The 21,567-nt window shown below is 62.3% G+C and carries 19 protein-coding genes and 2 pseudogenes; 11 read left to right on the top strand and 10 right to left on the bottom strand.

Features of this window, described 5'->3' with window-relative positions; genetic code table 11:
* The first annotated feature begins 32 nt into the window (after positions 1-32).
* On the top strand, positions 33-446 hold the full coding sequence (locus tag EAE28_RS19715; protein WP_127109493.1) for an RrF2 family transcriptional regulator: 414 nt from the start codon (positions 33-35) through the stop codon (positions 444-446).
* Here the strand turns inward: EAE28_RS19715 and EAE28_RS19710 are convergent.
* Together EAE28_RS19710 and EAE28_RS19705 are read right to left on the bottom strand one after the other, a co-directional pair.
* On the bottom strand, positions 425-817 hold the full coding sequence (locus EAE28_RS19710; RefSeq protein ID WP_127109491.1) for a hypothetical protein: 393 nt from the start codon (positions 815-817) through the stop codon (positions 425-427). The genes EAE28_RS19715 and EAE28_RS19710 overlap by 22 nt on opposite strands.
* A complete protein-coding gene (locus EAE28_RS19705; RefSeq protein ID WP_127109489.1) occupies positions 801-1,424 on the bottom strand; it encodes a TetR/AcrR family transcriptional regulator in 624 nt (207 codons plus the stop codon). Before EAE28_RS19705 ends, EAE28_RS19710 begins: the two co-directional genes overlap by 17 nt.
* 96 nt (positions 1,425-1,520) lie before the next feature.
* Between EAE28_RS19705 and EAE28_RS19700 the strand changes: the two genes are divergently transcribed.
* The 3 genes from EAE28_RS19700 to EAE28_RS19690 are packed head-to-tail and all read left to right on the top strand — an operon-like array spanning position 1,521 to position 6,417.
* Positions 1,521-2,018 (top strand): cytochrome b, encoded by a 498-nt coding sequence (locus tag EAE28_RS19700; protein WP_127109487.1) that lies wholly within the window; start codon positions 1,521-1,523, stop codon positions 2,016-2,018.
* A gap of 5 nt (positions 2,019-2,023) precedes the next feature.
* Positions 2,024-3,322: an efflux RND transporter periplasmic adaptor subunit gene (locus EAE28_RS19695; RefSeq protein WP_127109485.1), complete on the top strand. Its 1,299-nt coding sequence runs from the start codon at positions 2,024-2,026 to the stop codon at positions 3,320-3,322.
* Complete coding sequence (locus EAE28_RS19690) at positions 3,319-6,417, top strand: efflux RND transporter permease subunit (protein ID WP_127109483.1); 3,099 nt, start codon at positions 3,319-3,321, stop codon at positions 6,415-6,417. Before EAE28_RS19695 ends, EAE28_RS19690 begins: the two co-directional genes overlap by 4 nt.
* A gap of 127 nt (positions 6,418-6,544) precedes the next feature.
* Here the strand turns inward: EAE28_RS19690 and EAE28_RS23870 are convergent, their stop codons facing one another.
* The 7 genes and pseudogenes from EAE28_RS23870 to EAE28_RS19660 form a co-directional block, all read right to left on the bottom strand.
* Positions 6,545-6,709: a hypothetical protein gene (locus EAE28_RS23870; RefSeq protein ID WP_164736712.1), complete on the bottom strand. Its 165-nt coding sequence runs from the start codon at positions 6,707-6,709 to the stop codon at positions 6,545-6,547.
* Positions 6,710-7,096: 387 nt separating this feature from the next.
* A complete protein-coding gene (locus EAE28_RS19685) occupies positions 7,097-7,570 on the bottom strand; it encodes a hypothetical protein (RefSeq protein ID WP_127109481.1) in 474 nt (157 codons plus the stop codon).
* 99 nt (positions 7,571-7,669) lie between these two features.
* Positions 7,670-9,846: pseudogene (locus EAE28_RS19680) on the bottom strand (ParB/RepB/Spo0J family partition protein).
* Between the two features lie 113 nt (positions 9,847-9,959).
* Positions 9,960-11,093, bottom strand: a complete 1,134-nt coding sequence (locus tag EAE28_RS19675; protein WP_127109479.1) for a helix-turn-helix domain-containing protein — start codon at positions 11,091-11,093, stop codon at positions 9,960-9,962.
* 203 nt (positions 11,094-11,296) lie between these two features.
* Entirely contained in the window at positions 11,297-12,220 is a 924-nt protein-coding gene (locus tag EAE28_RS19670; RefSeq protein WP_127109477.1) for a ParB/RepB/Spo0J family partition protein, read from the bottom strand.
* Entirely contained in the window at positions 12,210-13,355 is a 1,146-nt protein-coding gene (repA, locus tag EAE28_RS19665) for a plasmid partitioning protein RepA (RefSeq protein WP_161489483.1), read from the bottom strand. The genes EAE28_RS19670 and repA overlap by 11 nt, the downstream gene beginning before the upstream one ends.
* A 293-nt stretch (positions 13,356-13,648) precedes the next feature.
* A complete protein-coding gene (locus EAE28_RS19660) occupies positions 13,649-14,533 on the bottom strand; it encodes a recombinase family protein (RefSeq protein WP_127109616.1) in 885 nt (294 codons plus the stop codon).
* Between the two features lie 226 nt (positions 14,534-14,759).
* Between EAE28_RS19660 and EAE28_RS19655 the strand changes: the two genes are divergently transcribed.
* The 3 genes from EAE28_RS19655 to EAE28_RS19645 all read left to right on the top strand — a co-directional run bounded on the left by EAE28_RS19655 (position 14,760) and on the right by EAE28_RS19645 (position 17,007).
* Positions 14,760-15,827 (top strand): helix-turn-helix domain-containing protein, encoded by a 1,068-nt coding sequence (locus EAE28_RS19655; RefSeq protein WP_007803223.1) that lies wholly within the window; start codon positions 14,760-14,762, stop codon positions 15,825-15,827.
* A gap of 149 nt (positions 15,828-15,976) precedes the next feature.
* Positions 15,977-16,441: an excisionase family DNA-binding protein gene (locus tag EAE28_RS19650; RefSeq protein ID WP_007803221.1), complete on the top strand. Its 465-nt coding sequence runs from the start codon at positions 15,977-15,979 to the stop codon at positions 16,439-16,441.
* Positions 16,438-17,007: a PIN domain-containing protein gene (locus EAE28_RS19645; protein WP_007803220.1), complete on the top strand. Its 570-nt coding sequence runs from the start codon at positions 16,438-16,440 to the stop codon at positions 17,005-17,007. Before EAE28_RS19650 ends, EAE28_RS19645 begins: the two co-directional genes overlap by 4 nt.
* A gap of 58 nt (positions 17,008-17,065) precedes the next feature.
* Here EAE28_RS19645 and EAE28_RS19640 read toward each other — a convergent pair whose 3' ends face one another.
* A complete protein-coding gene (locus tag EAE28_RS19640) occupies positions 17,066-17,908 on the bottom strand; it encodes a hypothetical protein (protein ID WP_007803218.1) in 843 nt (280 codons plus the stop codon).
* Between the two features lie 251 nt (positions 17,909-18,159).
* Here EAE28_RS19640 and EAE28_RS19635 point away from each other — a divergent pair, with 251 nt between their 5' ends.
* The 4 genes and pseudogenes from EAE28_RS19635 to EAE28_RS19620 form a co-directional block, all read left to right on the top strand.
* Positions 18,160-19,092, top strand: a complete 933-nt coding sequence (locus tag EAE28_RS19635) for an IS5-like element ISRhba5 family transposase (RefSeq protein WP_007803217.1) — start codon at positions 18,160-18,162, stop codon at positions 19,090-19,092.
* A gap of 90 nt (positions 19,093-19,182) precedes the next feature.
* Positions 19,183-20,061 (top strand): TniB family NTP-binding protein, encoded by an 879-nt coding sequence (locus EAE28_RS19630; protein WP_007803215.1) that lies wholly within the window; start codon positions 19,183-19,185, stop codon positions 20,059-20,061.
* Positions 19,998-20,849: a TniQ family protein gene (locus EAE28_RS19625; RefSeq protein ID WP_081731462.1), complete on the top strand. Its 852-nt coding sequence runs from the start codon at positions 19,998-20,000 to the stop codon at positions 20,847-20,849. Before EAE28_RS19630 ends, EAE28_RS19625 begins: the two co-directional genes overlap by 64 nt.
* Positions 20,850-20,908: 59 nt before the next feature.
* Positions 20,909-21,433 (top strand): annotated as a pseudogene (locus tag EAE28_RS19620) (IS110 family RNA-guided transposase); the annotation flags it as partial.
* Between the last annotated feature and the right edge of the window lie 134 nt (positions 21,434-21,567).

Here is a 21,567-nt window from a genome sequence, read left to right as displayed (position 1 = left end):
CGCATTGTAAATACCAAATCAGGATCGCGACCATGCGCCTCACTTCCTTCACAGATTACGGGCTTCGCGCGCTGATGCGCATGGCGGGCACACCTGACCGCGCCTTCACGGCTGCCGACCTTGCTGCCGAGTTCCGTATCTCGCGCAACCATCTGGCAAAGGTGATTTCGGCGCTTGCCGCGGCAGGTCTTCTGGAAACCCGGCGCGGCGGCGGGGGCGGCGCGATGCTGGCTCGCGCGCCAGAGGACATTCGGCTGGGCGATGTGGTGGCGGTGCTCGAGGCCGATCAGGCGCTGGTGGAGTGCTTTGCCGCCGGAGCCAACACCTGCACCCTGACCCCGCACTGCCGGTTGAAGGCGCGGCTGGCCCATGCCGAGGCGGCCTTCATCGACGACCTTAACCGCAGCACCCTGGCCGATTGCGTCTATCTGCCGGAAGGCGCCTGACGGGTCAGCAGTTGCCGGGCCACCAGCGCGATCGCGCCCCAGACCGCGCTGCGCAGGGTCATGGCGTAAGCGGTGCGCATCTCGAAGGCTCCGCCCTGGGCAACATGCAGACCGAAGGCCACAAAGACCAGCAGCGTTGCGGCGAAGATCGCGAGAGAAAGCGGATAGGCCCATCGCCGCCCCTGCCACAGGCCCAGGCCCGCGACGACATAGGCAAGTCCAGCTAGTGTGTTGAACCACAAGACGAACAGGACGACCGCCCCCATCTCGAGCGCACCAAGCAGCGTGGTGCCGCCCGAAACAACCGTCAAAAGGCCGAAGGCAATCGCAACTCCACCCGTGATGCGAAGCAGTCTATCGTGTTTTCTCATCGCAAACGTCCTCCTGAGCGTTCAGCAGCGCCAACTGCACGTCGAACAATCGCAAACCCTCTTGCGGGAGCGCAAAGCCCCGCGCGCCAAGCGTCCAGCGGATGGCGACACCCTTCACCAGCGATGTCAGCAGGATGGCGACATCCTCCGGGCTGACGTCGCGCTTCATGTCGCCCGCGGTCTGAAGATCACGGATCACGGCAACAAGGCGGCTCTGAAACCCCGCCAGTAGCCCCCGGAACACGTCGCGCAGGGCTTCATTTTCCACCTGCAACTCGCGCGAGAACAGGATCGACGGCAGCGCAGGCGTCCTAGATATGGCCGTCAGTTGCGCCCCGATCAGCGCTTTCAGGCGTGCGCGCGGCCCGCTGGCCTCAGCCTCTGCTTCGGCCCAGTCCCCCTGCAATCGATCCGCGATATCCTCGGCCACCGCCAACCAGAGCGCGCCCTTGGTGGGGAAATGCCGGAAGATTGCAGGCTGGCTGAGACCGATGGCACGCGCGACATCTGTGGTGCTTAGCCGGTCGGGTCCGATCTCGTCGGCCAGTCGCAGTACCTCGACCACGATCTGCGCCTTACGGTCTTGCGCGCTTTGACGGTCAGACATGTATCACCTCTTGTTAGTGATAACTAACTAACATATACTGTTGACAACCGCAACCTCCATCCCGAGTCGCGCACCCTGACCGAAAGGACCCCCGCCATGCCCGCCAAACCCGCCCCCACCGGCTATTCCCGCCTGCAGATCGCGCTGCATTGGCTCGTCTTCGCGCTGATCGCGCAGCAATACATCTTCAAGGACGCGATGTCGGCTGCGTGGGACCGCATCACCGACGGGCTGGACGCGGGCTTTGACCCGCTCGTGCTGGCCCATGTGGCGGGCGGCGCGCTGGTGATGATCTTCGCGCTGTGGCGGCTGACCCTGCGCGCCCGGCGTGGGGTGCCCCCGGCCATCGAAGCCAGCAAGGTACAAAGCATTCTCGCAAAGCTCACCCATGTCGGGCTTTACGCGCTGATGATCCTGATGCCACTCAGCGGGTCCTTCGCGTGGTTCGGCGGGGTCGAGGCCGCAGCACAGGGGCACAATGTGTTGAAGATTGTGCTGCTGGCATTGGTCGCTCTGCATGTGGTCGGCGCGCTCTACCACCAATTCGTGTTGCGTGACGGGACGCTGGCGCGGATGCGTCGGGCAAAGGGCTGAGTCCCATGCGCCTCGCCCCCCTCCTTGCCTTGCCGCCTATAGCTCTTGGGATCGCCGCAGCGGTCTGGATGATCGCCTCGGCCCCCGGCCCCGCGCAGATTGACGGGCGCGCGCCCGCCCTGCCCGTCCGGGTAATGACCGTCGCGGTTGAGGATATCCGCCCGACCGCAACGGCCTGGGGCAACCTGCGCGCCGCCGACAATTGGGTCGCCGTGGCGGAGGTACAAGGCGAGGTGATCTGGCGCCATCCCGATCTAGAACCGGGTCGCCTGATCCCCGAGGGGACCGAGGTGTTGCGGATCGACCCCGCCGATTACCAACTGGCGCTCGCGCAGTCTCAGGCCGATCTGGCGGCGCTTGCCGCCGAAAGCGCACAACTGACCGCCGAGGCGGCCAACACGGCCCGCATCCTCGATCTGGAACGCGCGCGCCTCGCGCTGGCCGAGGCCGATCTGACGCGCACCCGGACATTGGCCGAACAGGGCACCGTCCCGCAATCACGCGTCGACGAGGCCGAGCGTGCCACGCTTCTAGCCCGCCGGACGGTCGCGGAACTGGAAAACGCGATGGCATTGATCCCGCCCCGCGAGGCGCGGATCGTGGCACAGGTCGCGCGGACACAAGCCGCCATCGACCGTGCGCGCCGGTCGCTGGACCGCACTGTGCTGACGTCCCCCTTCGATCTGCGCGTGACCGAGGTGAACGCAGAGCGTTTCCAGACCGTCGCTCCCGGTCAGGTCGTGATCCGCGGCGACGGGATCGCAGCGGCCGAGGTCGTGGCGCATCTGCCGATCGACAGCTTTCGCCGCCTGATCGGAGATGCGATAGAGGACATGGCCCTTGCCGACATGATGCGCGATGGTCCACCCACACTGATCGATGTGACGCTCAGCCCGCTGTCCGACCCGACGCAGATCTGGACCGCTCGAGTGGCCCGGATCGAGGGCGCGCTAGATGCCCGCGCACGCACCGTGCCAGTCGTGGTCAGTGTTGATGATCCCTATGAGGGCGCGGACCCGCCTCGACGTTTGCCACTGGTACCCAACACACAGGTGCAGATCGCCTTTTCGGGCGCGTCCATAGCCAGCGTCATCGCGATCCCCGAAGCAGCCATGCATGGCGGCATGGTGCGGGTTGCCGGTGCTGATGACCTGCTGGAACTGCGCCCCGTCACAGCTGCCTTCGCGCAAGACAGCCGCGTCGTCATCACCGAAGGCCTCGCCCCCGGCGACCGGGTCGTGATCGACGACATCGCCCCGGCCATCCCCGGCATGGCCCTGACCCCCGTTGAGGCCGCGCAATGATCCGCTGGTTCACCGGCCACCCGACGGCGGGCAACCTGCTGTTGCTCTTGTTCCTTGCGGCCGGCGTCTTTGCCGCGCCGGGTCTCTTGCGCGAAACCTTCCCCGATTTCCTCGCTGTCGAGGCCGAGATCACGGTGCCCTATCGCGGTGCCGCCGCCGAGGATGTTGAAACCGCCATCTGCGCGCCGCTCTGGGACGGTGTGCAGGGGGTCGAGGGACTGGAAACCTTCACCTGCACTGCACAGACCGGCCGCGCGCGCGCCGTGGCGACCATGGCGCCCGGCAATGACCCACTGCGCTTCGTCAACTCACTGCGCACCGAGGTTTCGGCCATCGACACTTTCCCCGACCGTGCCGACCCTGCCGTCGTCCGCGAATTGCACCGCTCCGATCCGGTCACCTCGGTCGCCATCTCGGGCGATCTGCCGCTGGGCGAGTTGGATCTTTACGCCGACGGCCTGTCCGACCGTCTGACCGCCTTGCCAGGCGTTGCCCGAGTGACCCGTGGGGGTCTGGGTGCCCGGACACTGTCTATCACGACAGACCGCGCCGTGCTCGACAGCCACGGCCTGACGCCTGCCGCATTGGCCGCCGCCATCGCCGCGCAGAACATCGACCTGCCCGCCGGAACGCTGGAGGGTCCAGGCGCTGACCTGACCCTGCGTTTCACCGCCGAGCGCGATACGGCAATCACCCTTGCGACCATCCCCGTGCTGGTCCTGCCGAATGGCGCGACCCTGACATTAGGTGATGTAGCCGTGATCGAAGAAGGCTTCGAGCCGCCGCAGGACCGCGCCTTTGTCGATGGCACCCCGGCCATCGTGATCGACGTCGCCAAGGCACTTGATGCCGACGCGCTGCGCGTGCTCGACGGGGTCGCGGCGCTGGTGGCCGAGGAAACCGCACGCCTGCCCGACACGATCATGGTCGAGGTGGTGCAGGACGTGACATCCATCATCCGTGACCGGCTGGTGATGCTGGTGCAGAACGGGGTGATCGGCCTTGTGCTGGTCGTCGCTGTCATGAGCCTGTTTTTCCGACCCGGTTTTGCGATTTGGGCCGCAATGGGCCTGCCCGTGGCCTTTGCTGGGGCCTTCGTCTGGATGGCGCTGACAGGGCTCAGCCTGAACATGATGACACTAGTGGCGCTGTTGATGGCGATCGGGATCGTGATGGACGATTCCATCGTGATCGCGGATTCCATCGCGGTTCATGCCGCGAAGGGCGCCACTGTGGAAACCGTGGCTGCGGGAGTGGCGGCCGTGGCACCCGGCGTCATCTCGTCATTCTTGACCACCCTTGCGGTGTTCCTGCCGCTCGCCTTTCTGGCGGGCGAACTGGGCGCGGTGCTCGAGGTTCTGCCGGTCGTTCTGCTGGCCGCCTTGGCCGCCTCGCTGGTGGAAGCCTTCCTGATCCTGCCACACCACCTGAAAGGCGGGATGAAGGAAACCAAACCCTCTAGGTTCCGCATCCGCTTTGATGCGGGTTTCGACGCCTTGCGCGAAGGCATGGGCCGTCTGGCCGATACCGCGATCCGGGGCCGCTGGCTGGTTGCCGGTCTGGCCATCGGCGCGCTGATCCTGACCGTCGGCGCATTGGGCGGCGGTGTCGTCAAGCGCGAGGCGATGCCCGAGATCGACGGCGATGTGCTGGAGGCGCGGCTGATGCTGCCAGCGGGCACACCGCTTGCCCGCACCGCCGAGGCGGTCGCGCAGGTCGAGGCGGCGCTGGACCGTGTGAACTCGCACCTGTCACCGGAACAGCCCGAGGCGCAACCGCTTGTGATCCGTCGCATCACCCGGCTGGGCCGCAACCTGTCGGCAGGCGAGACCGGCGCCCATGTCGCCACCGTCGCGGTGGACCTCCTAGGAGCCGAGACCCGCTCCAGCACTCTCGATGATATCGTCACGCTGTGGCGCGAAGAAATCGGCGCCCTGCCCGGTGTGAATTCGCTGATCCTGACCGAGCCGGGGATCGGTCCGCAGGGCATCGCGGTCGAGCTGCGCCTGAGCCATCCCGACCTCGCCACGCTGGAGGCGGCTGGCCGCGCCACGCTGGCGGAGCTTGAAACCTATGCCGGTGTGCGTAACGCGATCCCAGATCTGCGCCCGGGCGCACCCGAATTGCGGCTGAGCCTGTCGCAGGGGGCCGAGGCGTTAGGGTTGACCGCGACGGACGTGGCCGGGCAACTCCGAGGGGCATTTCTTGGCACGCAACTGGCCGAAATCCGGCGCGGCGATCTGGTTTGGGATCTGGAAGTACGGCTGGCCGATGGTGACCGTGCCACCCGCGCTGACCTCAGCGTCTTCGAGATCGCCCTGCCCGGTGGAGGCACCGTGCCGCTCTCCAGCATCGCGGAAGTTATCGAGGCACGCGGCTGGGGCAGCATCACGCGGCGCAACGGTCTGCGGACGCTGACTGTGGCGGCCGATGTTGACGGTCGAATCGGCAACGCCGACGCGATCACCGCGCGGCTGGCCGAGGGCTTCTTGCCCGATCTGGTGGCAACCACCCCCGGCCTGACCTTTGACATCGGCGGCCAAGCCGCCAATTCGGCGGAAACCGTCGCCTCGATCCTGCGCGGGTTCCTGATCGGGCTTGTGGGCATTTACCTGGTGCTCAGCTTCCAGTTCCGAAGCTATATCGAGCCACTGATCGTGATGATCACCATTCCGCTGGCGTTTCTGGGCGTCATCTGGGGCCATGTCCTGATGGGCTACAACATCTCCATGCCGTCGCTGGTGGGCGCAGCGTCGCTTGCGGGCATCGTGGTGAACAACGCCATCCTGCTGGTCGGCGTCATCAACGCCCGGCGCGTCGAGGGACTGTCCGCCGCACTGGCTGCCGGAGAGGCCGTACGGTCGCGGTTTCGCCCGATCTTCGTCTCGGTCTCGACCACGATCATGGGCATGGCGCCCTTGCTGCTGGAAACCTCGACCCAGGCCCAGACGCTCAAACCACTGGTGATCTCGGTTGTCTTCGGGTTGCTGGCGGCAACGGTCCTGATCCTGTTGGTGTTGCCCGCATTCTACGCAGCGCTTGAGGATGTTCGGCCAAGAAAACAGAACAATACAGCGGGCAATGAAGGTCACTGATCGCACGAGTGCTCTAGCGAAACAGACACAGTCCTAGCTTGCACCGGTGGTGTGGATGTCAATGCGCGACGACGCATCAAGCGGCGCGTCTGCGCCTCCGCGTGAGCCTTCCGAGGTAACCGTGGGCCTAAGCCCACGGGTCAATCTCAACCAGCACCTGAACCTCGTCTCCGTCGATTTCATCGGCGGGGACGGCGCCATAGGATCCATCCCCTGTCTGAAAGACGACGATCGAGACCATGAGCGTGGCGGCGAGGGAGGCTGCGAAGGCGTGTGCATCTTTGCGGGACATCAGTTTGGCTCCTGTCTTGGAGGCGGGGGACCATTCCCCGCGCGACAGGATCTCGAAGGCCCGAATACTGGCTGACATCACCGGGTGCGTTCGGCTCGTCCGAATCCGCCCGGCGGCACGGGCTTGCCCGTAGTCCGACCCCTCGCGGGTTGATCTCGAAGACAGAATTCGGGGCAAGGAAGGGGGTGGCGAGCGGGGGATGATCCCCCAACGTCAGGAGCCGATTGTCCCGCTGATGCTTCTAACGCCGCCAGCCTCCCGGGCAGGCTCTTGGTTGAAGACGTCCTTCCTTGGGGATGGTTCCTTTGGTGCCCCGCGAACTCAAAGGACAAGGTTGTGATGGTTGAGAGGCCCGCGCTGGGGCGGGCCCCTCGGTTTCAGTTGGGCTCAGGCGGCCAGGTCCGCGCCCCCTGCCCTTTCGCCCTCTTCATCAGTGACGATTTCAAGTCGCGCGTTGCGGTATCCTTCCTTGGCGATCCAAAGCTCGGCCGCGGTGATGGATTCCGCCAGATGCAGCAGCTCGGTGTTGCCGCCGAAGTCGAGGAGCACGCGCACCTGCCCGGGCTTCGGCTCCTCGGCCACCTCGAAGACCAGGGCGCTGTCAGCCGAATGGCTGCGCATGATGGTCACGAGGATAACCCCGTCAGAGGCGAAATTGCCCTCATGCAGCGTGAACGACGCGGGTGCCGTCCATGTCGGGTAAGGTCGGGGTGGTTCCTTTTTCACAAGGCGGCCGACGCCGTTAGAGCGCTCCCAGGCTGCGAGCTTCTTCGTGAAGCGTGCTGGCGGCTTGGGGCTGCCGTCGGTGTAGCGGATCAGCGCCCCGAGGGGGGCTGTGTCGATGATGGTTGTTGCAGACATGATTCCTCATTCCGAATGCGAGTAATCGCACTCATCTTATTGATATTGTTACATTATATGGTAATTAGGGGCGGTATCTCCGCCCCCCGCTGGATCACGTTATTCCGCGGCCAGCATCGACGCACCTTCAGCAGGCAGGTCATCCGTCAGGAATGCAGGAAGGTCAGCTTCACTGACGCTGTCAGCCACTTCGACATCCGCCCCCTGCCCTTCGGCATGGTCCTCACCGTCCAGCGCCACGAGATCGTTCCGGCGCAGGACCTCGGGCAACCAGCCGCTGCCCTTCAGCAAGCGCTCTGCCTCACTGGCCATCTCGCCCTTTTTCAGGTGATCGAGGAGTTGGGCAGTCCCCTCCCCTTTCGCCTCCCGCACGGCCTCGAGGATGCGGGCCTTGGGCACGCGGTTGAGATAGGTGTCCACCGTCGGCTCCCAGCCCGCCTCGACCATATCGAGACCTGTCGCGCGCGCCACGAGATCGGCATGCGCCATTCGCCGGGTCAGACCGCCTGCAGAGATGCCTGCTCCGTAAGGATTCACCTTCTCATGCAGCGCGTTGACGCCGAAGCTGAGGCAATGCGCCAGCAGGGCCAGACGGCTGCCTTGGTCGAGGACCGTCAGATAGTCCCAGAGTGCTGCATCGTCGCCAAGCGGCAGATCGGCTTCCCATTCAGCGTGACGCTCGTCGACCAGCTTTGCCACCACGCTGTCCTTCAGATCGGGCGCCTGCGCCGACATGTAGACGTGACGCACGGATGCCTCGAGACAGCTGCCCGAAGCAGAGGAGGTGCGGAAGGTGTCCGTCACCAGCTTCAGAAGCAGCAGCGTCAGCGCGACATCCGGCGAGCGTCCGATCGCTTCACGCAGTGCCAGCGTCCGGTGGGCGGTCAGTTCCATGACCAACCGCTCGGGCAGTGGCTTCAGCGCCCCGTCATCCTCATCCTCCGGCAAGTCAGCTCCGATCGGATGGCCACCCGACATGATGACGGTTCCGACATGAGCGACACTGCCATGGCCATCGGTGAGATCACGATCATCCCCCTGCCCCGCCACCGCAGGATCAGTACCATCATGGACCGCGGTCTCCTAACGGGCTCATCCTCTGGGCGCACATAGCCGCGATAGACTGCCAGCGCGCCGTAGCGGTCGAGCGTGACGAACGCCCCTGCCCGTCCGACCTCGGTCTGATCAAAGATCAACGGCCGGGTCTCGAGTTTTTCCATCTCCGCTTCCAACACGCCAAGCCGCGTGTCGATCTCGTCAGGCAATTCATCTTGATCCGCGTATTCCTCTTCCAGCGCCCGATACTCGGCGAGCAGCTTGGCATGGGCCGCACCTTCGTCATCCGTCATTGGCGCCGGATCACCGGCCAGGGACCGCAGGCCGTGGCTGTAGCCGTAGGGCAGGTCAAGTGCGACCTCGATCCACTTCCAGCCCTCAACCGCAACCGTCTCAGCCTCGGCCTGGAGTTTTTCCGTCACCAGCCGATCGAGCAGGGCTGGGTCCTCGAGCCACCCACCGTCATCGCCCTGGAAGAGATCATGCAGCATCGTGCCGCCCGCTGCTTCGTAGGCCTCAACACCCACGAAGACCGCACGCCGGTCTGACGCCCGGACCGAGGTCTCTGTCAGCATGCGTCGGATCTGGAATGGCTCCTTGTTCCAGGATGAATGGATCACATCCCAGACCTGAACCTGACGCGCGTGATCGGGGTTCACAGTGAAGGCCATGAGCTGCTCCAGCGTCATGCCATCCTCGGCGTAGACCTCAAGCAGGGCAGGGGCGACGGAAGCGAGTTTGAGGCGCTGCTTCACGATCTGCGGCGTCACGAAGAAGGCGGCCGCAATCTCTGCGTCGCTCTGACCCTTGTCCCGCAGCGCCACAAACGCGCGGAACTGATCGAGCGGGTGCAGGGCGACGCGCTGCATGTTCTCGGCCAAGGAATCGTCCTCGGCCAGGATGTCTGACGCAGCATCGCGGACGATGCAGGGAATGGGCGTGGTCTTCGCCAAACGCTTTTGCTTCACCAGAAAGGACAATGCTTGGAACCGGCGGCCCCCGGCCGGGATTTCGAATTTGCCGGTTTCGGTGCCATCATCATTCAACACAGGCCGTACGCTCAGGCTCTGCAAGAGGCCACGGCGGGCGATGTCTTCGGCCAGTTCCTCGACGGAGACGCTAGCCTTGATGCGCCGCACGTTGGACTGGCTCAGCACCAGCTTGTCGAAAGGGATATCCCGTGAAGGGGACAGGGTGATTTTCTGGACGGCTTTGGTCATCAGATCTTCTCCACGACGGGCGTCGGAAGCCACTCTCCCGATCTCATTTCCCGTCACCCTCAAACCAACACTCCTTTCCCTCTCATCATCGTTCTTGACCGCGGTCAAGAAGTTCATGTGGGAGCAAGTTGTGTGCGTAGGATCCTTTCGAAATAGGCGTCAGGGTGTTTGATCGTGTCTGCTCTTGCTATCAGGTAGTCGAAGACGAGAAGCAGTTTTCCCGCGCCAGCTTTTTGGATGCCATGCCGCAGTTCGTCTTGGCTTATTCTAAGCAATCGACCGAGGTCGTATAGAATGCGGGTGAGGGCTTCTCCTGTACGCGGCGGTTCTGGGAAAAATCCCGCAACATGGGTGAAGTCTTCCCATGCCATGCGTGCTGGGTCTCGGTTCATCGTGGGTTTGGCTTGTGCGGGTTGTTCACCGCGATTGACCGTAGAGGGAGCAATCTTTTTAATATCTTTTTTTATAGACTCTATGTGCCGGACATTTTGTCCGTTTGTGGCGGGCAGATCGTTGGAACTTGGTGTATGAGGTCGGTGTTCGACAGCTTGTAAATTATCTTCGGTACGAGCTTTTCCTGTGGCATGGTGTTCACCGTAGCTTGCGTCGGTATCGGCTCCGAGGGCTCTAAGTTCCGAGATAACGCTCAGGACTGCATCAACGGTTAATGTTGCTCGACGCAGGACATTTCTGATCATGTTGAGGGTAGAGAGCTTTGCTTCATCGAAGCGTGTCTGTTGGAGTAGCGAAGCTCTTAGGGCCAACGCCTCAGCCTTCAGTGAGCGCAAGCGCTCGCGTTCTTCGGTGAGTTGCAAGGCTTGCGTCGCGAGCGAGCCGTACCTCTGGATTAAGGGCTTCAGGTCGATACCGAAGGCATCTCTGATAACGCCTCCATACCGCAGCGGAAAGCGTTTGCCATTTGCTGAGTTCTTGCGTTCGATCAGTTCAGCAGCTGAGAGTCGTCCCAAGCTGCGTCGAAGTGTTCTCTCATCGAGTCCATTGGCGCGCTCAGACAGAGAAGCGTTCGATGGGAACACGACAGTGAGCGTAAGTCGCTGGCTGTCCTGAATCTCACGTTCTTTGCGGGGTAGGAAGCTAATGAGCGCGGTCAGAACGGCGAGGTCATTGGTTGTGAGACCGAGCTCCTTCCTCAGAACGCGAACCGGGCCCAGAAGCTCATAGGGGTTAGGGCAGGGCAGAGATGTCCGTTCCGCCAGGGCGGTTGTTGTTTCAGTTGCATGTCTCATGGTGTTTCGGAAGAAAAAGCTTCCCCGTTCACCGCGAGCGGTGTTGAAATCGATTCGTTTTGGGGGTATCAATCAGGTGTCGAGACTGATTGAGGCCCTTCGGAAGCACCGCTTTCGGGGGGTCTTTCTTTTTCTAGCCGGTCCTCCTTTCGTTTTCTGCTCGTTGCTTTTGATGTCTTGACCGCGGTCAAGACACGGGGTCGTCACTCTGGCCTGTCTTGACCGCGGTCAAGAAGCTCCGTGACCAGTTTTCGGACTGCCTCCTCAACGCGAGGGACAAGATCAGCGTCCACATCGATGGTGATGCGGTTGCCCTTTCGGCCGATCTTCACGCGCTCGCTGGGATGTGTCTTCTGCGTCGACGGTTTGCTGGCTGTCAGCAAGGTAACCGCCGCTTCGAGACGGTCGGGGCCCGGTATGTTGCGAGGAATTTCGCCGGCAACTTCTCGGGCTCTCGCGACGTCTTTCTCGCACAGCCTGAAAAGCTTTTCCCAAACCCGTCGACCAACGCCGTGTGCAGGTCCGATAGCCTGGATCAGTTCCATCGGGATGCCCGTAGCGATACGGTTCATCCGCGAGACGAGCGATTCATCGATCTGAAGTGCCCGATACGCGATCGTTTGAGCGTTTTTGCGCGTTTCGTCGGTTTTCCCAAGTTCTCGAATGATCCCGGCGACAAACAGAGCCCTTTCGATGAACGATGGGTCTTGGCGCGCATTATTCTCTACGCCTTGGGCAATGAGAGCTTCCTCGTCGGTCATCTCCATGACCGTGGCGCGCACTTTCTGACCAAGTTGGCGACAAGCGAGAAGCCGACGGCGTCCATAGACGATCTCAAGCGCACCGTCCTGGGTTCGGCGAACCAGCACTGGAACCTTTTGACCGTGCTCGCGGATCGACGAGACAAGCTCATCCAGACCATCGCTTGGATCGATGCGGTCCATGACCGCGGACATCCGTATGGCGGTCGGGTCGATCAGCCGCGTGGCGTGTTTATCCTCTTCGAGCACGGATGCTTGTGCGCGAGCTACGGTCGGGCTCGTTCGCTTCACATCCAGATCCTCGTCCGAAGGCGGCGTTTTGCCCATCGCGTTCTTGAGTGAGTCCCCGAAGACTTTACGCGCCATGGCTACGCCCCCATGCTTTCAGGATTTCGCGTTCGACTTCGTCGGTCACGCGCGAGACGGACTCGATCGCGCGCTCGTAAGTTCTCCGATTCACGTCGCGAGGTTCGACCTCGAAGATGCTCTGCTGGGTGTTCGCAGCATCACCCACGGCTGTTGATTTCAGGAACTCGGCAGACAGCACGGCATCCCCGAGGACTGTCCGAAGCAGAGATGAAATCTGCACCTGCGGACCATCCGTATTTTCGTAGCGGGTGATCAGAACGCGCACGAAGTTCAGTCCATGTTCCGGGGCGTGTGCCTCGACGACGCCCATCAGGTTGCTCGCCATGCCCAGAAAGCTCGCCAGCGACATGACATCGAGCATCGACGCGTTGAGCGGGATCAGGACCCCGGTCGATGCAAAGAGGGCAGAGATTACCGAGAAGTTCAGCTGCGGCGGGGTGTCAAATATCACCACATCATATCGGTTGAGGACGGGCTCAAGCGCTTCCCGGATGCGGCTATGGAACGTGGTGGCGCCGTGTCTGAAGCTCAGGGCGACCTCGAACTCGTACTCCATGATGTCCATGGATGCCGGGATCAGATCCACGGTCGGGAAGTTCGTTTTGCGAATGATCTCTGCTGCGGGCAGTGGATCATCGGATCGGATAAGATCGTATGAAGTCGGCATATCCGGATCGAGCTCGGGAGTAACCCCGAACAGGTTTGTCAGGCTTGCCTGGCTGTCGAGGTCGATCAGCAAGACCCGGTAGCCGCGCAGACCTAGTAGTTGTCCTACATGGGCAACAGATGACGTCTTTGCCGAACCACCCTTCAGGTTGAAGATCGTCAAGACCTGACAAGCCTCTCCCGGTCTTCTGTGCGGGTGTTCTTCTGGCTTGATCCTTCCAGTCTCGAGAAGTACGCGTTGTGCCTCGACCATCTCCTCTGCAGAGAAGCTACGGCGGTTGCCGCCCTCCAGAACACCTTCGGGGAAGCCTTCGAGGTTTGACACATGATGGCGGAAGGTGTTCTGATTAATGCGAAGAAGTTCAGCCGCTTCCCGCATGGCGAAGCGGCGGAGGCCCTTCTGAGCGTCTGGTGGGAAGGTTTCCTGCGCATGTTCACGCAACCGACTACCAAGCCGCTTGGACATGACTTCAAATCTCTGGGAGGCCCGTATCCCGTTCATCACTGCCCTCAAGTCTTTATTGTTTTGCAAAGCTTAACAGATATTGTGGATAAATCCAGACCAAACCGTTGAGCGGCCTGGGGGCGTTGAAGGCACCGATTTCTGTCGACGGTAAACTGTTAAAAATCAGCGTCTTGGGCGACTGCGCTCTCGCTCTACTTCAACACCTCGTTGCCAACTACGTAGTGACCACAAGATGTATTGTGAGTGCGTACAGAAATCAGTCGGCAGAATCGGATGGGCGATTCTCGGGAATCTCAATCGAGCAGCCCCAGCCTCTCAGCCCGCTCCAGTAGCATCTTGACCGAAGAAGGCTGCCAGCTTGTCCGCCCGCGTGGTGTGCGTTCGCGCATCGCTTCCAGCCGGGTACAGATCGCCTGAAGCGTGATGTCGGGGTCCGCGCCCTTGATGCCGGCGACGATGGCGGGCAGACGGTCGTCGGTTTCGCGGCGCCCGGCGCGGGCTAGCACCTCGGCCGGCAGGAAGCCGTCGCCGACATAGGCCTTCACAGCGCGCAAGAGACGGCTTTGGGTCCAGCGACGCGCCTCGGGCAAGGGGCCGTTGATGATGCGCACCACGTCTTCCCAGGCCAAGTCGGGTCGCAACCGGCGCACATGGGGCACCCAATCTTGTGCCGTCTCGTTCAGACGCTCCATGTAGCCGTCTTGTCGCGCCAGCCGTACTTTGCGAAGAGCAGCAGGGTCTTTGGCCCGCAGTCCAGGGTTGCCGCCCACGCGGCCCTTTGTGCGCGCGCTGGCAAGGCCGGCCTTGGTGCGTTCCCGGATTAGTGCGCGCTCGAACTCGGCCGCGGCCCCCAGCACTTGCAACGTGAACTTGCCCTGCGGGGATCCGGTGTCGATCGGGTCCTGAATGGAACGAAAGTACGCGCCCTTGGCCTCCAGCCGCTCGATCACCTCCAGCAGATGCGACAGGGATCGCGCAAGGCGGTCGATCCGCACGATCACCAGCGTGTCGCCTTTGCCGATGCGCTCCAACACCCGCGCCAGCACCGGCCGCGCACGATTGCCGCCCGAGGCCTGTTCTTCATGGATCTCGGCGCAACCCGCGGATTTCAGGGCCTGCGACTGGGGCAGGGGGGTTTGATCCTCGGTCGAAACGCGCGCGTAGCCTATCAATGGCATCAAAACAGTCATTTTGCAGTTCTATCTATCGCTACTAAACGACCGTTTGTAAATGAATGCAAGGGCGCGCTCTGTGGCGCTGTTCATCAGAAAGCCCTTGGTTTCCATACGCAGAGCGCGATCAGGGAGGTCTCGCGGACCATCGCGCGCGCGTGCTATGTAAGGTGTACAAACGCACTCTGATAAAACCCTTGGGTAAAGCTCAAAATAGCTGTATTTTGCGCATATGAGGCCTGGAACCCCCGCATTGTATGATGAATCCGACGCGCTCGGCATTTATGCTGAGGAGGTCGAACAGGCGTCTGAGGACGACCTGTGGTTTCTGCCCGGTCCGATGGACGACGAGCCGGACTATTTGCCGCCGGGACCACGGGCCGAACCGCGTGAAACCGAGGTCCTCGACGAATGGCGGAAGGCAGAGGGCGGGCAGGCCGCGCGTCTTGCCCGTGTGGCCGGTCGCGTCGGCGCGCTGGACGACCGGTTGAAGCGCGGACCGGAAGGATGGCGGCATCGGCTTGCGCTGATGGAGGCCGCAGATTTGAGCTGGCACACCGGTGACCGCATCAGCCAAGACCGGCTGGCGCTCTGGATCTCGCTGCGCCTGTCCGGTGTCCAGGACGACACGGCGGCGCTGGCGCGAGTCGGATGGGCGATTCGGCGACTGACGGGTGGACCGGGACCGGAGCAGGACCTTTCCGCCTTCCTCGACCGTCGCGACCCCGAGAACATCAGTGATGAGACCGAGCCGTTCGTGGATCGCGCGAGCGGTTGGCTGGATCTGATGGGGCAGGCCACGGACCTGCACCCGATCACTCGCGCTTGCGCGGGCTTTCACCTCTGGCGCCTCGCGGGGCTCGGGCAGCACGACGACCGTATGGAAGCGGCTGTCGCAGCTGCGCGGATCGCGGCCAGCGATGGAAGAGGCGCAGTCTTCACGCCTCTGGCCATGGGCGGGGCAGGGGGACTACGAGCCGGTGGTTCACCGTTCGAACGTCTGGAACGCTGGCTATACGGGATGGAAGCCGCGTGCCTGACCGCGGTGCGGCACCTTGACGATATCGAGGCATGGTCGGCGCGGGCGGAAGCCGAAATGACATTGCTCTCGGGCAGGACGCCGCCGGCCTTGCGCGCAGTGCTGACCGAATGGCCGCTCGTCTCTGCGCCAATGGCCCAGGCCCTGACGAGTGCCAGTCGCGCCGCTGTTCAGCGCAACCTTGCATGGATGCAAGAGCGGGGTCTGATCCGCGAGGTGACAGGACAGGGGCGGTTCAGGATGTGGAAGGCGACAAACTGAAGGTTAGCGTGGGTCTCACCCGCTCACTCGACAGCAGCGATAACCGCGAGCACGCGGCAGGGCGCGCAGAAACTCACCAACACTTAATGCATTTGTTGCACTTATTTCATATATGGTGGTAGAGAACAGAAACCGGAGAGGAGACCACCATGAACATGCTGGCACACCGACATCTTCCGCCCACGCCGCAGGACGCAGCGATTGCGCGCGTCTCTGGCCAGGCATTGTCACGCTTCGCCCAGGCGCGCGCGCCGTTGAAACTTCGTGTGACGGACTCCGAGCAGATGGAGCCGATCGAGCTTCCTGCGGGCGCCGTATCGCTGCTCATGGAGATCCTCGAGGCGATGGCAGCGGGGCGGGGGGTCACCATCATCCCCGAGAACGCCGAACTCTCGACCGTACAGGCCGCTGAGGTTCTGAACGTCTCGCGTCCGTTCCTGATCAAGCTGCTCGAGGATGGTGCCATACCGCATCGGAAGGTCGGCAAGCATCGCCGCGTCCGCATGGAAGACGTGATGTCCTACAAGGCCGCGATCGATACCGAGCGTGAAGCTGCGCTCGATCAACTGGCCGCCGACGCTCAAGAGCAGGACATGGGCTACCGCTCGAAATGAGCCAGTACACGGTCCTGTTCGATGCGAACGTCCTTTATCCCGCGCCGATGCGCGATGCACTGATGCAGTTGGCGGTCACAGACCTTTTCAAGGCCAAGTGGACGGCCGATATCCATCGGGAGTGGATTGATGCGCTTCTGCGCAATGAACCTCATCGGGAGCGCGCCGCGCTGGAACGAACTCGCGACTTGATGGACAGGGCCACACGCGACTGTCTGGTCACCGGCTACGAGGCATTGGTGCCGGCCCTAACACTGCCGGACCCTGACGATCGGCACGTTCTGGCGGCGGCAATCGTTGGGCGCTGTGACGCGATCGTCACGCAGAACCTGAAGGACTTCCCACCAGCGGCACTTGCGCCCTTTGGCATCGAGACCCAACACCCTGACGACTTTTTCCGGAACCAACTGTCTCTCGCGCCCGGTCTGGTCTGTTCCGCGCTGCGGAAAGTTCGCGCGCGCCTCAAGAATCCGCTCAAAAGCGTCGACGAGTATCTCGCGATCCTGACACAGCAGGGGTTGGTCGCCACGGTTGCCGACCTGGAGCAATTCGCCGACCTGCTTTGATCCCAGAACTGCCCTGACTGAATACGTTCTGGCCAGAGTTGTGGCACCCGATCCATCATCACCGCGAGATTTCGCCCGCCAGGACTGCACGCCCGTGGACTGCAAGCGTAGCAGTGAACCTCGGGCAACCGAACTGCCGGATCACGGCGACAATGCGCGCATCGTACGCCGCTTGCCCTATGACGCGACACAGGTCTGACGCGTGAAACTGGCGGTTCGAGCTTGGCGCAGCCTTGATCTGTTCGTGCAGCTCGCGCTCTCGTGGCTCTTGAACCGGCTGTGGTGCGGGGAGAGCCGGTGGGCGCGTCGCTTCTCCAAGCGAGGTGCGCCACCGGCGCATGAAGCCGAGCAGGAAACCGGCCGGAACCTTGCTGTTCCCACGGGCCCGGTTGAAGGCAAGGAAGCGTTCCCAGATCACTTGCGTATCGACGTTCCAGCAGGGTAGGGCGCTCTTCGCGGCCTTGATCAGCTCGGCCCAGCATGTTCGGAACACGTTCGAGCAACCGTCAATGTTGATCTGTCCTGTGAATATAGTTTTGTTAGATTCTTCTCTAGATAGTGATGTGTCGTCTCCGTCTGACACGAGATCGTGGGTCTGTTCGCCGTCGTCAAAGGCCGCGAAGCGGAAGAGCCAGGGGGCGAACTTGCCGTTCGACTTCTCGCGCTCAAGCTTCAGTTCAGAAGTTTCAAGCTCACTCAGCAGAACGCTCAGGTACTGGCGCGAGACGCCCATCTTCGCTGCCAGAGAGGACAGGGTGAAGGCAGCCGTGCCGCGGGGCAGGCCGTTATACCCGTCCTTCCACGCAATTCCGTCGAGGATGAGCGTGGCCAGTTTGTGCGCCGAAACAGAGAGGTCTGTCTGCGTGATCCGCCTTAGGATCAGGCCAGTCGTTGGTTCCATGGTCGTATCTCCTGAGAGAGACGATGCCATGTCGAGAGCAAACAACATTCTTGCCAGCAAAAACACTTTGCTGGTTGCAGGGGTTCGGACACTGCGCTAGAAGAACCGTGTTCAGGGGTTTTTTTCTAGCGCGGCGTCAGGCTTCTCGGTCTGGCGTCGTTTCCCTTTTTTTGGGTGATGCACTGGGCGTTGTTGCAGAACTCAGTCGGTGAAGGATTCACATCGGGAATCCATGCGGTTAGACGATCTGCATGAGCAAGCCCAAGCCCGCCCGCTACCGCACGACGAACTGGTCCAGCTACAACGATGCGCTCAGGAAGCGCGGATCGCTGCTGATCTGGCTGGACAAGGAGATGACCTGGCACGCGCCGCATGAGGGACGCCCAGGGCGCCCGCCGGTCTTTTCGAATGCCGCGATCCAGTTTTGCCTGTCGCTCAAGGTTCTGTTCAAGCTACCGCTCAGGCAGACAGCCGGAATGGTCGCGAGCCTCCTGCGCCTGGCAGGGCTAGACTGGCCCGTTCCGGACTACTCGACGCTGTGCCGCAGACAGAAGACCCTCAAGGTGCAGATCCCCTATCGCCGTGCCGAAGGGCCGCTGAATCTTCTGGTGGACAGCACCGGCATCAAGTTTCTTGGCGACGGCGAATGGCAGGCCCGCAAGCATGGCGTTCAGGGCCGCCGCCAATGGCGCAAGGTGCATCTGGCGATGGATATCGCCACCTCGGATATCCGGGCCGTCGAGTTCACCCCTAGCCGGGAAGGCGACAGCCCAGTCCTGCCGGACCTGTTGGGCCAGATCCCCGAGGACGAGGACATCGGCACCGTGACCGCGGATGGTGCCTACGATACCCGCCGCTGCCACGGCGCCGTCATCGCACGCGGTGGCACGGCAATCATACCGACCCGAAGGAACGGTCGAGCTTGGAAAGAGGACTGCCCGGCTGCCAAGGCGCGCAACGAAACCCTGCGCGCCACGCGTCACTACGGTCGGGCATTCTGGAAGCGGTGGACCGGATACCACGCCCGTAGCCGAGTGGAGGCCAAGATGCGATGCCTGAAGGCCTTCGGTGAGCGCATCGCCGCGCGGGATCCAGATCGCCAAACCGCCGAAATCCACATCCGGGTCGCCCTTGTCAATCGCTTCAACGCGCTCGGCACCGCCCACGTCGTCCGCGTGGCATGAAACTGAATGGGAAAGGGGCACTCACAACTCAGGCCGACTTTCTGCAACAACGCCCATCGCGCCCCATGTTCAAGGTGGAGCGCTGGTGAATTGAGGGCAGAAACTGAAGACGACGGCCGCATCGCCCTCATTCAATCGGACATCTGGATCGGCTTTCCCCGAGCGGAGCAAGTGCTGGACCGGCTGCATGGTCTGATTGAGATGTCGCGGCAGACCCGCATGCCTGGCCTTCTGGTGCATGGGGCGTCCGGCATCGGCAAAACAATGATCGCCCGCAACCTGTCGCGACGCTATGCGCCGGAGTATGATCCGGAGTCGGGCGTCACCCACACCCCGTTACTTCTGTTGCAGGCGCCACCCGCTCCTGATGAGCGGCGGTTCTATATGCACATCCTCGCAGCCGTCGGAGCCCCGTCGTCGACGCTGAGCCTGAAGGCGCAGAGTGTTGCCTCGCTGGAAGTTCGGGTCGTGGGCCTTTTGCGCGACCTCGGGCTGCGGATGATCATGATCGACGAAGTCCACAACCTTCTTGCGGGCACGCATAGGGAACAGCGCCGGTTCCTCAATGTCTTGAGGTATCTCAGCAACGAGCTGGAGGCATCTTTGGTCTGCTACGGTGTCAGCGAAGCCGTCGATGCCATTCGCGGCGATGTCCAACTGGCCCGTCGGCTTGATGAACACCACCTGCCGAATTGGCGCGATGATGCCGAGTTTTCGGATATGATCCAGACATTGATCGCGGCCATGCCGCTGGAGAAGAAATCCAATCTGCAAGTGCGGTCGCTCAAGCAGATCCTCGCATTAACTGGCGGGGTGACGTCCCGCATCTTTGCCTTGGTCAAGGATCTGTCCATCGACGCGATCATCAGCGGTGACGAGTGCGTCACTGATGATGCCATCGCAAAATGGACACCGGTCTGGTCGCGCCATGCAAACGCTCAGCGACGGCTCGAGAAATCTGGGGCGTGACGTGTATCCCGCTGCCGATATCGGTGACGCCAGTGCCGGACGAGTTGCTTTCTGGTTGGTTATCGCGACTGGCCGCTTCCAATCATTGCGAGGTAGCAGACCTGCTCGCCCATATCGGGATCGACGCAAAATATGCTGCAGCCCTTGATTTTGATCTCGACATGCTGGCCGCGGATAGGATTTCCGTTGCGGCGCGCTTCGATCCAGCGTTCGTGTCGTCGATGACTTTCGCGGCGATGCCGGAAGCAGAGATGCGGTTGACCGCACAGGTGCCGTTCCAGGCTTGCACAAGCTGCGCTGATGGCGGCCTTGAGCTCAGGCACTGGCGTAGGGCCTGGGCGTTCGACTGCCAGATTTGTGGTGCCCGGCTTCTTCCAAAGGCCGACAGGCAAAATGGCGCAGCGGTCTCCGAAAAGCTGGTTGATCGTGCCCGCCGGGGGGCACGGATCCTGGAGCGTGTCGCGGTGTCGGGCAGCGCGCGTCAACTACGCCGAGCCATGCGGGCGGTCACCTTCGCGATGGGACTCAAAGCTTTATGTGGAGACCCTTTCTTCGCGCTTCAAAGCCCCCGCCCGAACATAAGGCTCTTCTGCCTTGCCGCCATTGCCTCCGCCCAATCACGTCCACTGGTAAAGGCTGCGTTGTGCAGCATGGACATCGACGTCTACGCACGAGTTGCCCTGCTTCGCGCCTACGATAAGGAGCCCCGACTGCTTGCAACCGTCGACCAGATTGCTCAGCGGATGCGACTACGCGTCGGCGGTTCAGCCACCTCATCTCAAATTTAAGGGCAAGAAAGGCCGGAAAACGCGCCGTGTCTCGGATTTAAGGGCAAGGCGACACCCACTTCCGAGAGAACCAGGAACGGTTGCCTGACCATGCTGCGGCTGCCATCCATGCGTTGATCTGCCAAGCGGAGGCGATTGCCGATCAGGCTGAGGCCCTGGAGAAACGGATCCTCGAGTGGCACCGGACGCACGAGACGAGCCGGCGACTGGCGACCATTCCCGGTATCGGACCGATCACCGCCAGCGCAATTGCTGCAAATGTTCCGGATCCGAGCCTGTTCCGCTCGGCACGACAGTTCGCGGCCTGGCTAGGCCTGACGCCACGGGCGAACTCAAGCAGTGGCAAGGATCGACAGACCGGGATCAGCAAGCAGGGTGATGGATATATCCGGCGACTGCTCGTTTCCGGCGCGACTGCGGTGCTTCGCTTTGCAAGGCAGGGCGATGCCGGCAAGGCTTGGATGCTTGGGCTTAAAGCACGCAAGCGACCGAAAGTCGTTGCGGTCGCGCTCGCCAACAAGACTGCCCGGATCGCTTGGGCGCTCCTGCGCCGCAACGAGATCTACGCGGCCCCTGTCTCCTGAGCGCGGAACCGCTGACGGAATGCGTGAAGCTGAGAAGAGATGACAAACCGGTCGAACCGGGGATCGGGACACCCCAGGGGGTCAAGGCGCAGAAAGCGCGCAATTTTGATTGGGACCCGATCCGCGGACTTCAT

Origin of the sequence: Pararhodobacter zhoushanensis (genome assembly GCF_003990445.1) — a bacterium.
GTDB lineage: Bacteria > Pseudomonadota > Alphaproteobacteria > Rhodobacterales > Rhodobacteraceae > Pararhodobacter > Pararhodobacter zhoushanensis.
The sequence above is the reverse complement of the archived record's forward strand: the minus strand, read 5'-3'. Positions and strand labels throughout refer to the sequence as shown.

What these genes read in the sequence shown, in the direction of transcription:
- EAE28_RS19655 (WP_007803223.1), top strand. Translation starts at nt 14,760, where the DNA reads ATGAGGCCTGGAACCCCCGCATTGTATGATGAATCCGACGCGCTCGGC.
- EAE28_RS19675 (WP_127109479.1), bottom strand. Translation starts at nt 11,093, where the DNA reads ATGAGACATGCAACTGAAACAACAACCGCCCTGGCGGAACGGACATCT.
- EAE28_RS19705 (WP_127109489.1), bottom strand. Translation starts at nt 1,424, where the DNA reads ATGTCTGACCGTCAAAGCGCGCAAGACCGTAAGGCGCAGATCGTGGTC.
- EAE28_RS19640 (WP_007803218.1), bottom strand. Translation starts at nt 17,908, where the DNA reads ATGGAACCAACGACTGGCCTGATCCTAAGGCGGATCACGCAGACAGAC.
- EAE28_RS23870 (WP_164736712.1), bottom strand. Translation starts at nt 6,709, where the DNA reads ATGTCCCGCAAAGATGCACACGCCTTCGCAGCCTCCCTCGCCGCCACG.
- repA (WP_161489483.1), bottom strand. Translation starts at nt 13,355, where the DNA reads ATGTCCAAGCGGCTTGGTAGTCGGTTGCGTGAACATGCGCAGGAAACC.
- EAE28_RS19710 (WP_127109491.1), bottom strand. Translation starts at nt 817, where the DNA reads ATGAGAAAACACGATAGACTGCTTCGCATCACGGGTGGAGTTGCGATT.
- EAE28_RS19650 (WP_007803221.1), top strand. Translation starts at nt 15,977, where the DNA reads ATGAACATGCTGGCACACCGACATCTTCCGCCCACGCCGCAGGACGCA.
- EAE28_RS19690 (WP_127109483.1), top strand. Translation starts at nt 3,319, where the DNA reads ATGATCCGCTGGTTCACCGGCCACCCGACGGCGGGCAACCTGCTGTTG.
- EAE28_RS19645 (WP_007803220.1), top strand. Translation starts at nt 16,438, where the DNA reads ATGAGCCAGTACACGGTCCTGTTCGATGCGAACGTCCTTTATCCCGCG.
- EAE28_RS19625 (WP_081731462.1), top strand. Translation starts at nt 19,998, where the DNA reads ATGGACACCGGTCTGGTCGCGCCATGCAAACGCTCAGCGACGGCTCGA.
- EAE28_RS19695 (WP_127109485.1), top strand. Translation starts at nt 2,024, where the DNA reads ATGCGCCTCGCCCCCCTCCTTGCCTTGCCGCCTATAGCTCTTGGGATC.
- EAE28_RS19635 (WP_007803217.1), top strand. Translation starts at nt 18,160, where the DNA reads ATGAGCAAGCCCAAGCCCGCCCGCTACCGCACGACGAACTGGTCCAGC.
- EAE28_RS19685 (WP_127109481.1), bottom strand. Translation starts at nt 7,570, where the DNA reads ATGTCTGCAACAACCATCATCGACACAGCCCCCCTCGGGGCGCTGATC.
- EAE28_RS19715 (WP_127109493.1), top strand. Translation starts at nt 33, where the DNA reads ATGCGCCTCACTTCCTTCACAGATTACGGGCTTCGCGCGCTGATGCGC.
- EAE28_RS19660 (WP_127109616.1), bottom strand. Translation starts at nt 14,533, where the DNA reads ATGCCATTGATAGGCTACGCGCGCGTTTCGACCGAGGATCAAACCCCC.
- EAE28_RS19670 (WP_127109477.1), bottom strand. Translation starts at nt 12,220, where the DNA reads ATGGCGCGTAAAGTCTTCGGGGACTCACTCAAGAACGCGATGGGCAAA.
- EAE28_RS19700 (WP_127109487.1), top strand. Translation starts at nt 1,521, where the DNA reads ATGCCCGCCAAACCCGCCCCCACCGGCTATTCCCGCCTGCAGATCGCG.